The following is a 14,565-nucleotide window of genomic DNA, read 5'->3' as shown; positions in this document are numbered from 1 at the left end:
CCGTCGAAGGGGCGCAAAACGGGCTGGATTTTAGACCCAACCTTTGGAGTAAATTCAATGTCGACCACCATGCGCGAAATGCTGGAAGCCGGTGTCCACTTCGGTCACCAAACCCGCTTCTGGAACCCCAAGATGGCTCCGTTCATCTTCGGTCACCGCAACAAGATTCACATCATCAACCTGGAAAAGTCGCTCCCGATGTTCCAGGACGCGATGAAGTACGCCAAGCAACTCACGGCCAACCGCGGCACGATCCTGATGGTCGGCACGAAGCGCCAGGCCCGTGAAATCGTCGCTGCAGAAGCTCGCCGCGCCGGCGTGCCTTTCGTCGACACCCGCTGGCTCGGCGGCATGCTGACCAACTTCAAGACCGTCAAGACCTCGATCAAGCGTCTGAAGGACATGAAGGCCCAGCAAGAAGCCGGCCTCGACAGCCTGAGCAAGAAAGAACAGCTCACGTTCTCGCGCGAAATCGCGAAGCTCGAGAAGGACATCGGCGGCATCCAGGACATGGCTGCGCTGCCCGACGCCATCTTCGTGATCGACGTGGGCTTCCACAAGATCGCCGTGGCCGAAGCCAAGAAGCTCGGCATCCCGCTGATCGGCGTGGTCGACTCCAACCACTCGCCCGAAGGCATCGACTACGTGATCCCCGGCAACGACGACTCGTCGAAGGCCGTCACGCTGTACGCCCGCGGCATCGCCGACGCGATCATCGAAGGCCGCAACAGCGCCGGCGGTGACGTGGTCAAGGCCGTTGCCGAAGGCAGCGGCGACGAATTCGTCGAAGTCGAAGAAGGCGCTTCGGCCTGATAGGCGCGTTCGCGAGCCTGAAGAAGGGGCTTTGGTGCCCCTTTTTTTTAACCTGATTTTTGGATTTACGGAGATACACAAATGGCTGCAATCACCGCAAGCATGGTCGGCGAACTGCGCGCGAAGACCGATGCGCCCATGATGGAATGCAAGAAGGCCCTGACGGAGGCCGACGGCAACATGGAAAAAGCCGAAGAGCTGCTGCGCATCAAGCTCGGCAACAAGGCTGGCAAGGCATCGGGCCGTATCACTGCTGAAGGCGTGGTCACGGCTTTCGTCGACGGCGCTGCCGGCGGCATGATCGAAATCAACTGCGAAACCGACTTCGTCACCAAGAACGACAGCTTCCTGGCCATGGCCAACGCTGCCGCGATGCTGGTCGCCAAGAACAACCCCGCCGACATCGCCGCGCTGGGCGCGCTGGCTTACGAGCAGGACGGCTTCGGCCCCACGCTCGAAGACGTGCGCAAGGGCCTGATCGGCAAGATCGGCGAGAACATGAGCTTCCGCCGCTTCAAGCACTTCACGGGCAACGGCAAGCTGGCTTCGTACCTGCACGGCACGCGCATCGGCGTGATGGTCGAGTTCGAAGGTGACGACACCTCGGCCAAGGACGTCGCGATGCACATCGCCGCCATGAAGCCGGTCGCCATCCAGGCATCGGACGTGCCCGCCGACCTGATCGAAAAAGAACGCGCTGTTGCCGCTGGCAAGGCCGAGGAAGACCGCAAGACGGCCGAAGCCGAAGGCAAGAAGCCTCAGCCGGCCGACATCGTTGCCAAGCGCATCGAAGGCGGCGTGCAGAAGTACCTCAAGGAAGTCTCGCTGCACAACCAGCCGTTCGTGAAGAACGACAAGCAGACCGTCGAGCAGATGCTCAAGGCCGCCGACACCACGATCAAGGGCTTCACCCTGTACGTGGTCGGCGAAGGCATCGAGAAGAAGGTCGACGACTTCGCTGCCGAAGTCGCTGCCCAGGTCGCTGCTGCCAAGGCTGCCGCCTGATCCGGCAGGCCTCCAAGCGGCGGTGCGCGACAGCGTGCCGCCGCTTTTTCACCGCCACGTTTTACACTCGCCCCCGCCAACCCTCTAAGGAAAATGCCCATGTCTGATGCCCGCCCAGCCCACAAGCGAATCTTGTTGAAGCTGTCGGGTGAGGCATTGATGGGCGATGACGCCTTCGGCATCAACCGTGCCACCATCGTGCGCATGGTCGAAGAAGTGGCCGAGGTCGTGAACATGGGCGTCCAGGTGGCGGTCGTGATCGGCGGCGGCAACATCTTCCGCGGCGTCGCGGGAGGCTCCGTCGGCATGGACCGCGCCACGGCCGACTACATGGGCATGCTGGCCACCGTCATGAACTCGCTGGCCCTGGCCGACGCGATGAACAAGCAGGGCCTCGTGGCCCGCGTGATGTCCGCCATCGCCATCGAGCAGGTGGTCGAGCCCTATGTGCGCCCCAAGGCCCTGCAGTACCTCGAAGAGGGCAAGGTCGTGGTGTTCGCTGCCGGTACCGGCAACCCCTTCTTCACGACCGACACGGCCGCCGCGCTGCGCGGTGCCGAAATCGGCGCCGAGCTGGTGCTCAAGGCGACCAAGGTGGACGGCGTCTACACCGCCGATCCCAAGACCCACCCCGAAGCCACGCGCTACGCCTCGCTCACCTTCGACGAGGCGATTGCGCAGAATCTCGGCATCATGGACGCCACGGCCTTCGCGCTGTGCCGCGACCAGAAGCTGCCGATCAAGGTGTTCTCGATCTTCAAGAACGGCGCCCTCAAGCGCGTCGTGATGGGCGAGGACGAGGGCACGCTGGTGCATGCCTAGGAGTAATTGAGATGACCATTGCAGACATTCGCAGTGCGACCGACGCGAAGATGAACCAGTCGCTCGCCGCCTTCCAGAACAACCTCACCAAGATCCGCACGGGCCGCGCCAACTCGGCGCTGCTCGACTCGATCCATGTCGAGTACTACGGCTCGCAGGTGCCGCTGAGCCAGGTGGCCAACGTGTCGGTGCTCGACTCGCGCACCATCAGCGTCCAGCCCTGGGAAAAGGGCATGGGCGCCAAGATCGAGAAGGCCATCCGCGAAAGCGACCTGGGCCTGAACCCGGCCTCGATGGGCGACCTGATCCGCGTGCCGCTGCCCGCCATGAGCGAAGAGCGCCGCAAGGAAATGACCAAGCTGGTCCGCAACGAAGGCGAAAGCGCCAAGATCGCGACGCGCAACCTGCGCCGCGATGCGAACGAAGCCGTCAAGAAGCTCGTGAAGGACAAGCTGGCCTCGGAAGACGACCAGAAACGCGCCGAAGGCGACATCCAGAAGGTCACCGACAAGCACATCGCGGAAATCGACCGTCTGGTCGCCGCGAAAGAAGCGGAGATCATGGCCGTTTGAGGCTCCGCATGGCCTCCTCGCCGCAGACGACGATCCCTCCGCACCACGTTGCCATCGTCATGGATGGCAACGGCCGGTGGGCCACCAAGCGCTTCCTGCCTCGCGTGGCGGGGCACAAGCAGGGCGTGGAGTCGCTGCGACGCTGCGTCAAGGCCTGCGCCGACCGCGGCGTGGGCGTGCTCACCGTGTTCGCGTTCTCTTCGGAGAACTGGAACCGTCCCCCTGAGGAAGTCTCCGGCCTGATGCAGCTGATGGTCGGGGCGCTGGCGCGCGAAGTGCCGCGCCTCAACGCCGACGGCGTGCGGCTGCACTTTGTGGGCGAACGCGCCGGCCTGTCCGACAAGATGGTGGCCGGCCTGGTGTCGGCCGAGCAGACCACGGCTCACAACACGCGTCTGATTCTCAACATCTGCTTCAACTACGGCGGGCGCTGGGACATCGCGCGCGCCGCGGCCAAGCTCGCCGAGCAGGGCCTGCCCATGACCGAGATGAACCTCGATCGCGCGATGGCACTGGCCCACGTGCCCGACCCCGACCTGTTCATCCGCACGGGTGGCGAGCAGCGGCTGTCGAATTTCCTGCTTTGGCAGAGTGCCTACGCCGAGCTGTTCTTCAGCGACAAGCTGTGGCCCGAGTTCGACGAGGCCGCGCTGGACGAGGCCATTGCCGCGTTCCAGGGGCGCGAGCGTCGCTTCGGCCAGACCTCGGCGCAGGTCTCGGCTTCTGCGGCCTGACAACGGCCCGACACCACCTTCCGCATGCTCAAACAACGCATCCTCACGGCGATCGTGCTGCTCGCGATCCTGCTGCCGGCGCTGTTCTACCGAAACCACATTCCTTTCGCCTGCGTGATGCTGGTGCTGATCGGCGCCGCTGCGTGGGAATGGGGGCGCCTGAACGGCTACGGGCAGGGCATGTCGCTGTTCCTGGGTGCCGAGATGGTGGCGCTGTGCGGGCTGTCGTGGTGGCTGGGTCTGCTGGAGCAGCGGCTGTTTCTGATGTGGGCCTTGGCCAGCGCGGCCTGGGTGCTCGGCGGTGCGGCGCTGCTGCGCGTTGCGGTGCCCGGCTGGCCCCGCATTCCGCGCGGGCTGCGGCTGGTGGGCGGCCTGCTGGCGCTGTGGGTCGCGTGGCTCGCGGCGGTGCAGGCACGCATGGTCGGCATCAACTTCCTGCTGTCGATCCTGGTGCTGGTCTGGGTGGCGGACGTGTTCGCCTATTTCGCCGGCCGCGCCTTCGGCCTGAAGTTCACGCGCGCCAAGCTGGCGCCCGCCATCAGTCCCGGCAAGAGCTGGGAAGGTGTCTGGGGCGGCATGGCCGGTGTCATCGTGCTGGCGTTCGCCTGGGTCTGGGCCGACAAGAGCCTGGGCGCCACGGTGCCCAGCCTCTACACCCGCCTGCATGAGCGCGGCTGGTGGCTGCTGCTGATCGGGGCGGTGTTCCTGGCGGCGATGAGCGTCGTCGGCGACCTCGTCGAATCGCTGATCAAGCGCAGCGCCGGCGCCAAGGACAGCAGCCGGCTGCTGCCCGGCCACGGCGGCGTGCTCGACCGCGTGGATGCCCTCTTGCCGGCACTTCCCATTGCCATGATGCTGGCTTTCCTGTGAACACTCCCAAACAACGTGTCACGGTGCTTGGCTCGACCGGTTCGGTCGGTGTCAGCACGCTCGACGTCATTGCCCGCCACCCCGAACGCTTCGAGGTGTTTGCGCTCTCGGCGGCCACCAAGGTCGACGAGCTGCTGGCCCAATGCGCGCGCTTCTCGCCGCGCTTCGCCGTCATGGCGAGTGCGCCGCATGCCGCGCTGCTGGCTGAAAATCTCAAGCAGAACAATCTGCCGACCCGCGTCCTGATGAGCGACGATGCTCTCGAAAGAATAGCGTCGGACGACGAAGTCGACGCCGTGATGGCCGCCATCGTCGGTGCCGCCGGCCTGGCGCCATGCCTGGCCGCCGCGCGCGCCGGCAAGCGCCTGCTGCTGGCCAACAAGGAAGCCCTGGTCGTCGGCGGCGAGCTGTTCATGCGAACGGTGCAGGAGGGCGGCGCCACGCTGCTGCCCATCGACAGCGAACATTCGGCCATCTTCCAGTCGCTGCCCGAAGACCCGTCCACCTGGGCGCGGCGCATCGACAAGATCATCCTGACCGCCTCGGGCGGCCCGTTCCGCACCCGCGCGCCCGACACGCTGGGCGCCGTGACGCCCGAGCAGGCCTGTGCGCACCCGAACTGGGTCATGGGCCGCAAGATCTCGGTCGACTCGGCCACGATGATGAACAAGGCGCTCGAGGTGATCGAGGCGCGACACCTGTTCGGCGTGTCGCCGGAGCAGATCGAGGTCGTCATCCACCCGCAGAGCGTGGTCCATTCGATGGTGCAGTTCACCGACGCCTCGGTCATCGCCCAACTCGGCACGCCCGACATGCGGGTGCCGATCGCGGTCGGGCTGGCCTGGCCGGAGCGCATCGAAAGCGGGGCGGCACGGCTCGATTTCCGCCAGGTGGGCTCGCTGACCTTCGACGCGCCCGATCCTGCGCTGTTCCCCGGCCTGGGCCTGGCGTGGCAGGCCTTGCGCGCTGCGTCGGGCACCACGGCGGTGCTGAACGCGGCCAACGAGGTGGCGGTGGCCGCCTTTCTCGACCGGCGCCTGCGTTTCGATCGCATTCATGCGGTCAACCTGGAAACTTTGGAGGCGGTCATGCCCTCCAAGCCGGCATCGCTGGCCGACCTGCTGGCGCTCGACGCCAGCGCCCGCGAGGCGGCCAATGCCGCCGCGGCACGTTTCGCGGCCTGATTCCCTACTGCGCAGAGGACCCCGATGCTCACCGTCATAGCTTTTGTGGTCGCTCTCGGCGTCCTCATCGCGGTCCATGAATACGGCCACTACCGCGTGGCCGTGGCCTGCGGCGTCAAGGTGGAGCGCTTCTCGGTCGGCTTCGGCAAGGCCATCCTGCGCTGGCAACCTAAGCGCCAGCATCCGGGGCAGCAGACCGAGTTCGTGATCGGCGCCTTTCCCTTCGGTGGCTACGTCAAGATGCTCGACGAGCGCGAAGGCCCTGTGGCGTCCGAGGAGCGGCACCGCGCCTTCAACACCCAGCCGCTGCGCTCGCGCGCGGCCATCGTGGCCGCCGGCCCGATCGCCAACTTGCTGCTGGCGGTCGTTCTGTACACGGCCGTCAACTGGATCGGCGTCGACGAGCCCGTGGCCAAGCTGGCCCGGCCGGTGGCGGCGTCGCTGGCCGAGGCGGCCGGCCTGCGCGGCGGCGAACACATCACCCAGGCCGGGTTCGACGGCGACCTGTCGCCGGTCCAGTCCTTCGAAGACCTGCGCTGGCGCATGACGCGCGGCGCGCTCGACGGCCGCGACCTCACGCTCGAAGTGGCGGGCGAGGGCGGTCGGCCCGGTCGCCAGCTGGTCCTGCCGCTGAGCCGCATGGAGGCCAAGGACGCCGATCCGCAGATGTTCCGCAAGATCGGCGTGGTCGCACCGCTGACCCGTCCCGAGATCGGCGAGGTCATGGCGGGCAGCGCGGCGGAGCGTTCGGGCCTTCGCCACGGCGACCTGGTCCTGGCCATTGGCGACACCCCCATCCTCGACGGGCAGCAGCTGCGCGAAGTCATCCGTGCCTCGATCGATGCCTCCGGGCAGGCGCGCACACAGACCTGGCAGCTCCAGCGCGGCGGCCAGCCGCTCGCGCTCGAAGTCAAGCCGGAAGTGCGCGAAGAGGGCGCCACCAAGGTCGCGCGCATCGGCGCCTACGTCGGCGCGCCGCCCGAGATGGTCACGGTGCGTCAGGGCGTCATCGACGGCGTCTGGCGTGGCGTGGTGCGCACCTGGGAGGTGTCCGCGCTCACGGTTCGCATGATGGGCAAGATGCTGATCGGTGAGGCCTCGATCAAGAACCTGAGCGGTCCCTTAACAATTGCTGATTACGCCGGCAAGTCCGCCAGCCTCGGTCTGACGCAGTACCTGGTCTTTCTCGCGCTCATCAGCGTGAGCCTCGGGGTGCTCAACCTGATGCCGCTGCCGGTCCTCGATGGGGGGCACCTGATGTATTATCTTTGGGAGGGCCTGACCGGGAAAAGCGTCTCCGACGCCTGGATGGAACGGCTGCAGCGTGGCGGTGTCGCTTTGCTGCTGGTGATGATGTCGGTCGCACTCTTCAACGACGTCACGCGGCTCTTTGGTTAACTTTCTGCCGGCCCTTTCCGTGCCGGCCCAATTCACAGATGAACACAAACTTCAGTCGCTTTCGCCTGCGTAGCGTTGCCGCGGTGGTGGCCAGCACGCTGGCGGCCACGGCCGCTTGGGCCGTCGAGCCTTTCACGGTGCGCGATATCCGCGTCGAAGGCTTGCAACGCGTCGAGGCCGGCACGATCTTCGGATCGCTGCCCCTGCGTGTGGGCGACACCTACAGCGACGAACGCGGCTCGGCCGCGATCCGCGCGCTGTTCGACCTGGGGTTGTTCAAGGACGTGCGCATCGACGTCAACGGCAACGTGCTGGTGGTGATCGTCGAAGAGCGGCCCACCATTGCCGACGTCGACTTCGTCGGCGCCAAGGAATTCGACAAGGCGGCGCTGCAGAAGGCGCTGCGTGAAATCGGACTGGCCGACGGCCGCCCGTACGACAAGGCCCTGGCCGACCGCGCGGAGCAGGAGCTCAAGCGCCAGTACGTGAGCCGCAGCCTCTACAACGCGAACGTCGTGACCACCGTCACGCCCATCGAGCGCAACCGCGTGAACCTGACGTTCACCGTGACCGAAGGCGAATCCGCCCGCATCCGCGAAGTACACGTGGTCGGCAACAAGGCCTTCAGCGAATCGACGCTGCTGAGCCTGTTCGACCAGGACAGCGGCGGCTTCATGAGCTGGTACACCAAGTCGAACCAGTACTCGCGCGCCAAGCTCAACGCCGACCTCGAGACGCTGAAGAGCTACTACATCACCCGCGGCTACCTCGAGTTCCGCATCGATTCGACCCAGGTCGCCATTTCGCCGGACCGCAAGGACCTGAGCGTCACGGTGAACATCACCGAAGGCGAGAAGTTCGTGGTGGCGGGCATCAAGCTCGACGGCAACTACCTGGGCCGCGACGACGAGTTCAAGTCGCTCATCACGATCAAGCCCGGCGAGCCCTACAACGGCGAGCAAGTCACGGAGACCACCAAGGCCTTCAGCGACTACTTCGGCACCTTCGGCTACGCCTTCGCCCGCGTGCAGGCGCGTCCGGACATCGACCGCGTGAACAACCGCGTCACGCTCACGCTGCAGGCCGAGCCCTCGCGCCGCGTGTACGTGCGCCGCGTGTCGGTCGGCGGCAACAACAAGACACGCGACGAAGTGATCCGCCGCGAGTTCCGCCAGTTCGAAGCCTCGTGGTACGACGGCGACAAGATCAAGGTTTCGCGCGACCGCGTGGACCGCCTGGGCTTCTTCACCGAAGTGAACGTCGAGACCCAGGAAGTGCCGGGCTCGCCCGACCAGGTCGACCTGACCGTCAACGTGGCCGAAAAGCCCACCGGCACGCTGCAGCTGGGCGCCGGCTACTCGAGCGCGGAAAAGGTCGCGCTGACCTTCGGCATCTCGCAGGAGAACGTGTTCGGCTCGGGCAACTTCCTGGGCGTGCAGGTCAACACCAGCAAGTACAACCGCACGCTGTCGCTGACCACCACCGACCCGTACTTCACGAAGGACGGCATCTCGCGCACGATCAGCGTCTACCACACGACGACGCGCCCGTACTCCACGAACGAAGACGGCGACTACAAGCTGGTGAACCAGGGCGCCTCGATCCGTTTCGGCGTGCCGTTCAGCGAACTCGACACCGTCTTCTTCGGCGTCGGCCTGGAGCGTTACGCGTTCGACCCGAACCGCTCGGCGCTCGCCGGCCTCACCACGCCGCAGTCGTACCTGAACTACTTCCACTGCGGCAAGGACGCGACCGGCTGGTTCGTCACCAGCTGCGACCAGAAGAGCGTCTGGGGTATTCCGCTGACCGTGGGCTGGGGCCGCGACAGCCGCGACAGCGCGCTGGTTCCGACCACCGGTCGCCTGCAGCGCGCCAACCTCGAGTTGGGCGTGGGCGGCGACATGAAGTACCTGAAGACCAGCTACCAGTACCAGCAGTTCTTCGCGATCAACAAGCAGTACACCTTCGCCATCAACGGCGAAGTGGGTTATGCCAAGGCCTTCGGTGGCAAGGTCTACCCGATCTTCAAGAACTTCTACGCCGGTGGCCTGGGTTCGATCCGCGGTTTCGAGCAGAACTCGCTGGGTCCGCGCGACCAGCCGCTGCTCGGTCAGACCGAAGGCGCGGCACTGGGCGGTACCAAGAAGGCCATCTTCAACGCCGAGCTGAGTACGCCGTTCCCCGGCGCCGGCAACGACCGCACGCTGCGCCTGTACGGCTTCTTCGACGTCGGCAACGTGTTCGGCTCCCGTGCACCCAACGTGACGGACGAGCAATGGAAGGCCCAGAAGAAGCTGCGCGCCTCGGTCGGCCTGGGCATCAGCTGGATCTCGCCGCTGGGCCCGCTGCGCCTGGCCTACGCCTTCCCCGTCAAGTCCCAGAAGGAAGTGACGGATCCGAGCACCGGGTTCGTCGTGATCCCGAAGGATAGAATTCAGCGCCTCCAATTCCAGATCGGAACGTCTTTCTAAATGAAGCATTTGATTCGCGCCGCCGCCGGCGCGTTCCTGATTCCCGCTTTTGCCCTCATGGCTGCGCCCGCGCAGGCCCAGGAAAGCTTTCGCATCGGTTTCGTGAACCCCGACCGTGTGCTGCGCGAAGCGCAGCCGGCCAAGACCGCGCAAGCCAAGCTCGAGGCTGAATTCCTCAAGCGCGAAAAGGACCTGACCGTGCAGGGCGATGCGCTGAAGACGGCCTCGGAGAAGTTCGAGCGCGAGGCGCCGACCCTGTCGGAAAGCCAGCGCGTCTCGCGCCAGCGTTCGCTGGTCGACCAGGACCGCGACTTCCAGCGCAAGCGCCGCGAGTTCCAGGAAGACCTGAACGCGCGCAAGAACGAAGAGCTCCAGCAGGTCTATGAGCGCGCCAACCGCGTGGTCAAACAGGTCGCCGAAGCCGAAAAGTACGACGCCATCCTCCAGGAAGCGATCTACATCAACCCGAAGCACGACATCACCGACAAGGTGATCAAGGCGCTCAACGCGTCGGTCGGCTCCTCTGCGCCTGCGGCCGGCAAGTAACGCCGCGAACCGGCGTGTCGCTGCAGCTCGGAGCCATCGTTGACGCCCTCGGGGGCGAGCTTCATGGAGATGCCACGCTGTCCATCGAGCGGCTCGCGCCGCTGCAGAATGCACAGCCCGATGCGCTCAGCTTCCTGAGCCATCCCAAATACCAGCAGGAACTGGCCGCCTCCAAGGCGGCCTGTGTCATCGTGTCACCCGCCATGCGCGAGGCTGCCGCGGCGCGTGGCGCTTACATCGTCACGCCCGACCCGTACTACTACTTTGCGCGCCTGACGCAGCTGTGGAAAGCGCACCATGCGCGCCCGGAAGTCGATCGCATCCATCCCTCTGCCGTGATCCATCCCGAAGCCCAGGTCGACGCCACCGCGCGCATCGGCGCGCTGTGCGTGGTGGAGCGGGGCGCGCGCATCGGCGCGGGCACCGTGCTGAAGTCGCGCGTCACGGTCAGCGAAGACTGCTTCATCGGCGAGCGCTGCCTGCTGCACCCGGGCGTGGTGATCGGGGCCGACGGCTTCGGCCTGGCGCCGCACCAGGGCGCCTGGGTCAAGATCGAACAGCTGGGCGCGGTGCGCATCGGCAACGACGTCGAGATCGGTGCCAACACCTGCATCGACCGCGGCGCGCTCGACGACACCGTGATCGAAGACGGCGTGAAGCTCGACAACCTGATCCAGATCGGCCACAACGTGCGCGTCGGCAAGCACACCGCCATGGCGGGCTGCGTCGGCGTGGCCGGCAGCGCCACCATCGGCGCCCATTGCACCTTCGGCGGCGGCGCCATCGTGCTGGGTCACCTCACGGTGGCCGACGGCGTGCATGTGTCGGCGGCGACCGTGGTGACACGCTCCATCCGCAAGGCCGGCCAGTACACCGGCATGTTTCCGATCGATGACAATGCGAACTGGGAAAAGAATGCGGCAACACTCAAGCAGTTGCACAGCCTGCGCGAACGACTGAAGGCGCTGGAAAAAGCCCCCTCGAAACAATGACGACGATGCAGGAACAGAACACCATGACGGACACGACGCTCGATATCCACCAAATTCTCAAGTTGCTGCCGCATCGCTACCCGTTTCTCCTAGTGGATCGGGTGTTGAGCATGGAGAAGGGCAAGCGCATCACGGCGCTCAAGAACGTGACGATGAACGAGCCCTTCTTCAATGGCCACTTCCCGCACCGTCCGGTGATGCCGGGCGTGTTGATGCTCGAAGCCATGGCACAGGCCGCGGCGCTGCTGTCGTTCCGTTCGCTGGATATCGTGCCCGACGACAACACGGTCTACTACTTTGCGGCCATCGACGGCGCGCGCTTCAAGCGCCCCGTGGAGCCGGGCGACCAGCTCACGCTGGAAGTCGAGATCGAGCGCATGAAGGCCGGTATCTCGAAGTTCAAGGGCCGTGCGCTCGTGGGCAGCGAACTGGCGTGCGAAGCCTCGCTGATGTGCGCCATGCGCCAGATCAACAGCTGATCCGGCTCATCGTCTCTTGCAAGGCATGACCCAGGTTCATTCGACCGCGATCGTCGACCCGAAGGCCCAGCTTGACGCCTCGGTGTCGGTCGGTCCCTACACCGTGATCGGCCCGCACGTGCGGATCGGCGCGGGCACCACCATCGGCGCGCATTGCGTGATCGAAGGGCGCACCACCATCGGGCGCGACAACAGGATCTTCCAGTTCTCGTCGCTCGGTGCGATCCCGCAAGACAAGAAGTACGCGGGCGAGCCCACCGAGCTGACCATCGGCGACCGCAACGTGATCCGCGAGTTCTGCACCTTCAACCTCGGCGTGCCCGGGGCAGGGGGCATCACGCGTGTCGGCAACGACAACTGGATCATGGCGTACACGCACATCGCGCACGACTGCCGGGTGGACAACCACACGACGCTGTCCAACAACACCACGCTGGCCGGGCACGTGCACCTGGCCGACTGGGTCACGATCGGCGGCCTGACCGGCATCCATCAGTTCGTCTCGGTGGGCGCGCACGCCATGGTCGGTTTCGCGAGCGCGATCTCGCAGGACGTGCCACCCTTCATGCTGGTCGACGGCAATCCGCTGGCGGTTCGCGGGTTCAACATCGTGGGCCTGCGCCGGCGCGATTTCTCGGCGCAGCGGCTCGCGGCGGTCAAGCAGATGCACCGCCTGCTGTACCGCCAGGGCAAGACGCTCGAAGAGGCGCGCGCCGCCATCGCCGAGCTCGCGGCGGAAATGCCCGAGGCCGCCGGCGATGTCGCGCTGATGGAGGCCTTCCTCGCTCATTCAACGCGCGGCATCGCGCGCTGACATGGGCGCGATGAGCACGAACGAACAGCGCCGCTTCGCGCTGGTCGCGGGCGAAGCGTCCGGCGATCTGCTCGCGGGCTTGCTGCTCGATGGCCTCGAGGCCCGCTGGCCTGCCCTGCAGACCGTGGGCATCGGCGGCCCACGCATGCTGGCCCACGGCTTCCAGAGCTGGTGGCCGCAGGAAAAGCTGGCCGTACGCGGCTACATCGAGGTGCTTCGGCACTACGCCGAGATCGCTGGCATCCGCCGCCAGCTCAAGGCCCGGCTGCTGCGCGAGCGCCCCGAGCTGTTCATCGGCGTCGACGCGCCCGATTTCAACCTCGACCTCGAAGCCGGCCTGCGCAGCGAGGGCATCAAGACGGTTCATTTCGTCTGTCCCTCGATCTGGGCTTGGCGCGCCGACCGCATCGACAAGATCCGCGCCGCCGCCGACCACGTGCTGTGCATCTTCCCGTTCGAGCCCGAACTGCTCGAAAAGAAGGGCGTCGCTGCGAGCTACGTGGGCCATCCGATTGCCAACGTGATCCCGATGACGCCCGACCGCGCCGCCGCCCGCGCCGCACTGGGGCTGGACCCCGAGGCGCAGGTCGTCGCGCTGCTGCCCGGCAGCCGCCGCTCCGAGATCCGTTACCTCGCGGCCCGCTTCTTCGCGGCCGCGGCGCTGATGCAGAAGGCCAAGCCGAAGCTGCAGTTCATCGCGCCGATCCTGCCGGGGTTGCGCACCGAGGTCGAAAGCTTGCTGCAGGCCGCCGGCATGGCCGGGCGGGTGAAACTGCTCGACGGCCAGTCGCACGCCGCGCTCGCGGCCTGCGACGTCACGCTGATCGCCAGCGGCACGGCCACGCTCGAGGCGGCGCTGTTCAAGCGGCCGATGGTCATCGCGTACAACATGAACGGGCTCTCGTGGCGCCTCATGCAGCGCAAGCAGCTGCAGCCCTGGGTCGGGCTGCCGAACATCCTGTGCCGCGAGTTCGTGGTGCCCGAGCTGCTGCAGGAAGCCGCCTCGCCCGAGGCCCTGGCCAACGCCACGCTCGAGTGGCTCGGCGCGCCCGCGAAGACGCAGGCGCTGCAACAAAGATTTTCAGCGCTGCATGTGCAATTGCAGCGCGACACGCCCACACTGTGCGCCGATGCGATCCAGAAAGTTCTTGAAGGCTGAGCAGGCCCCGCTGGTGTGGGATGCGCCCGGCCTGATGGCGGGCGTCGACGAGGCAGGGCGCGGACCGCTGGCCGGCCCCGTCGTGGCCGCGGCTGTGATCCTCGACGACCTGCGCCCGATCCGCGGCTTGGCCGACTCCAAGACGCTCACGGCGCTGCAGCGCGAACGCCTGCACGACCAGATCCTGGCCAAGGCGCTGTGCTGCTCCATCGCGCAGGCTTCGGTCGAGGAGATCGACAGCCTCAACATCCTGCAGGCCACCATGCTCGCGATGCGTCGCGCGGTGGAAGGCCTGCGGCTGAAGCCCGTCAAGGTGCTGGTGGACGGCAACCGGCTGCCCCGGCTCGACGTGCTGGCCGAGGCCATCGTCAAGGGCGATGCGCGGGTCAAGGCGATCTCGGCCGCGTCCATCCTGGCCAAGGTGCACCGCGACCGGCTTTGCACGCAACTGCACGACGAATTCCCGCACTACGGCTTCGCCGGCCACAAGGGCTATGGCACGCGCGAGCACCTCGAGGCACTCCAGCGTCACGGCGCCTGCGTGCATCACCGTCGGTCGTTCAGCCCGGTGGCGGCGGCGCTGGCGCGCACGGCTGCTGCAACGTCAGCCGTCAACGTCATGGCCGGCGAAGTTTCGGTCGCCCACGTGATCGGCGCCGCCGAAAACCATGGCGCACGCCTCGATCCGCGCGCCGCCCCCTGAGCC

At 66.3% G+C, this 14,565-nt stretch carries 15 protein-coding genes; all 15 read left to right on the top strand.

Annotated features, from left to right (window positions below):
- Positions 1-57 precede the first annotated feature (57 nt).
- Positions 58-813 carry a 30S ribosomal protein S2 gene (gene rpsB, locus AC07XP_RS02580; RefSeq protein ID WP_062471618.1) on the top strand — a complete coding sequence of 252 codons (756 nt, stop codon included), beginning with the start codon at positions 58-60 and terminating at the stop codon, positions 811-813.
- Positions 814-894: 81 nt separating this feature from the next.
- Positions 895-1,818, top strand: a complete 924-nt coding sequence (gene tsf / locus AC07XP_RS02575; RefSeq protein WP_369632686.1) for a translation elongation factor Ts — start codon at positions 895-897, stop codon at positions 1,816-1,818.
- Positions 1,819-1,917: 99 nt separating this feature from the next.
- On the top strand, positions 1,918-2,640 hold the full coding sequence (gene pyrH, locus AC07XP_RS02570; protein ID WP_095947731.1) for a UMP kinase: 723 nt from the start codon (positions 1,918-1,920) through the stop codon (positions 2,638-2,640).
- Positions 2,641-2,651: 11 nt separating this feature from the next.
- On the top strand, positions 2,652-3,212 hold the full coding sequence (gene frr, locus AC07XP_RS02565; protein ID WP_062471609.1) for a ribosome recycling factor: 561 nt from the start codon (positions 2,652-2,654) through the stop codon (positions 3,210-3,212).
- An 8-nt stretch (positions 3,213-3,220) separates the two neighbouring features.
- The gene (gene uppS, locus AC07XP_RS02560; RefSeq protein ID WP_495263705.1) at positions 3,221-3,946 is read left to right on the top strand and encodes a polyprenyl diphosphate synthase; all 726 of its coding nucleotides are present in this window, start codon (positions 3,221-3,223) and stop codon (positions 3,944-3,946) included.
- Between the two features lie 24 nt (positions 3,947-3,970).
- Entirely contained in the window at positions 3,971-4,816 is an 846-nt protein-coding gene (locus AC07XP_RS02555; RefSeq protein WP_095745189.1) for a phosphatidate cytidylyltransferase, read from the top strand.
- Positions 4,813-6,000: a 1-deoxy-D-xylulose-5-phosphate reductoisomerase gene (gene ispC, locus AC07XP_RS02550; protein WP_495263704.1), complete on the top strand. Its 1,188-nt coding sequence runs from the start codon at positions 4,813-4,815 to the stop codon at positions 5,998-6,000. The genes AC07XP_RS02555 and ispC overlap by 4 nt, the downstream gene beginning before the upstream one ends.
- Before the next feature lie 24 nt (positions 6,001-6,024).
- Positions 6,025-7,398 (top strand): RIP metalloprotease RseP, encoded by a 1,374-nt coding sequence (gene rseP / locus AC07XP_RS02545; RefSeq protein WP_495263703.1) that lies wholly within the window; start codon positions 6,025-6,027, stop codon positions 7,396-7,398.
- Positions 7,399-7,436: 38 nt separating this feature from the next.
- The gene (gene bamA, locus AC07XP_RS02540; RefSeq protein ID WP_062471595.1) at positions 7,437-9,869 is read left to right on the top strand and encodes an outer membrane protein assembly factor BamA; all 2,433 of its coding nucleotides are present in this window, start codon (positions 7,437-7,439) and stop codon (positions 9,867-9,869) included.
- Positions 9,870-10,415 (top strand): OmpH/Skp family outer membrane protein, encoded by a 546-nt coding sequence (locus AC07XP_RS02535; RefSeq protein ID WP_070060531.1) that lies wholly within the window; start codon positions 9,870-9,872, stop codon positions 10,413-10,415. It abuts the gene before it with no gap.
- A 14-nt stretch (positions 10,416-10,429) separates the two neighbouring features.
- Entirely contained in the window at positions 10,430-11,407 is a 978-nt protein-coding gene (gene lpxD / locus AC07XP_RS02530) for a UDP-3-O-(3-hydroxymyristoyl)glucosamine N-acyltransferase (RefSeq protein WP_495263702.1), read from the top strand.
- 23 nt (positions 11,408-11,430) lie between these two features.
- The gene (gene fabZ, locus AC07XP_RS02525) at positions 11,431-11,886 is read left to right on the top strand and encodes a 3-hydroxyacyl-ACP dehydratase FabZ (protein WP_056582588.1); all 456 of its coding nucleotides are present in this window, start codon (positions 11,431-11,433) and stop codon (positions 11,884-11,886) included.
- A gap of 25 nt (positions 11,887-11,911) precedes the next feature.
- Positions 11,912-12,700 carry an acyl-ACP--UDP-N-acetylglucosamine O-acyltransferase gene (gene lpxA / locus AC07XP_RS02520; protein ID WP_095745191.1) on the top strand — a complete coding sequence of 263 codons (789 nt, stop codon included), beginning with the start codon at positions 11,912-11,914 and terminating at the stop codon, positions 12,698-12,700.
- Positions 12,701-12,710: 10 nt separating this feature from the next.
- Entirely contained in the window at positions 12,711-13,859 is a 1,149-nt protein-coding gene (gene lpxB / locus AC07XP_RS02515) for a lipid-A-disaccharide synthase (RefSeq protein WP_495263701.1), read from the top strand.
- Positions 13,831-14,562 carry a ribonuclease HII gene (gene rnhB, locus AC07XP_RS02510; protein WP_495263700.1) on the top strand — a complete coding sequence of 244 codons (732 nt, stop codon included), beginning with the start codon at positions 13,831-13,833 and terminating at the stop codon, positions 14,560-14,562. The genes lpxB and rnhB overlap by 29 nt, the downstream gene beginning before the upstream one ends.
- The last annotated feature ends 3 nt before the right edge of the window (positions 14,563-14,565 follow it).

This window comes from Variovorax sp. GW531-E2 (genome assembly GCF_059423125.1).
The sequence above is the reverse complement of the archived record's forward strand: the minus strand, read 5'-3'. Positions and strand labels throughout refer to the sequence as shown.

What these genes read in the sequence shown, in the direction of transcription:
- rpsB (WP_062471618.1), top strand. Translation starts at nt 58, where the DNA reads ATGTCGACCACCATGCGCGAAATGCTGGAAGCCGGTGTCCACTTCGGT.
- tsf (WP_369632686.1), top strand. Translation starts at nt 895, where the DNA reads ATGGCTGCAATCACCGCAAGCATGGTCGGCGAACTGCGCGCGAAGACC.
- pyrH (WP_095947731.1), top strand. Translation starts at nt 1,918, where the DNA reads ATGTCTGATGCCCGCCCAGCCCACAAGCGAATCTTGTTGAAGCTGTCG.
- frr (WP_062471609.1), top strand. Translation starts at nt 2,652, where the DNA reads ATGACCATTGCAGACATTCGCAGTGCGACCGACGCGAAGATGAACCAG.
- uppS (WP_495263705.1), top strand. Translation starts at nt 3,221, where the DNA reads ATGGCCTCCTCGCCGCAGACGACGATCCCTCCGCACCACGTTGCCATC.
- AC07XP_RS02555 (WP_095745189.1), top strand. Translation starts at nt 3,971, where the DNA reads ATGCTCAAACAACGCATCCTCACGGCGATCGTGCTGCTCGCGATCCTG.
- rseP (WP_495263703.1), top strand. Translation starts at nt 6,025, where the DNA reads ATGCTCACCGTCATAGCTTTTGTGGTCGCTCTCGGCGTCCTCATCGCG.
- bamA (WP_062471595.1), top strand. Translation starts at nt 7,437, where the DNA reads ATGAACACAAACTTCAGTCGCTTTCGCCTGCGTAGCGTTGCCGCGGTG.
- AC07XP_RS02535 (WP_070060531.1), top strand. Translation starts at nt 9,870, where the DNA reads ATGAAGCATTTGATTCGCGCCGCCGCCGGCGCGTTCCTGATTCCCGCT.
- fabZ (WP_056582588.1), top strand. Translation starts at nt 11,431, where the DNA reads ATGACGGACACGACGCTCGATATCCACCAAATTCTCAAGTTGCTGCCG.
- lpxA (WP_095745191.1), top strand. Translation starts at nt 11,912, where the DNA reads ATGACCCAGGTTCATTCGACCGCGATCGTCGACCCGAAGGCCCAGCTT.
- lpxB (WP_495263701.1), top strand. Translation starts at nt 12,711, where the DNA reads ATGAGCACGAACGAACAGCGCCGCTTCGCGCTGGTCGCGGGCGAAGCG.
- rnhB (WP_495263700.1), top strand. Translation starts at nt 13,831, where the DNA reads ATGCGATCCAGAAAGTTCTTGAAGGCTGAGCAGGCCCCGCTGGTGTGG.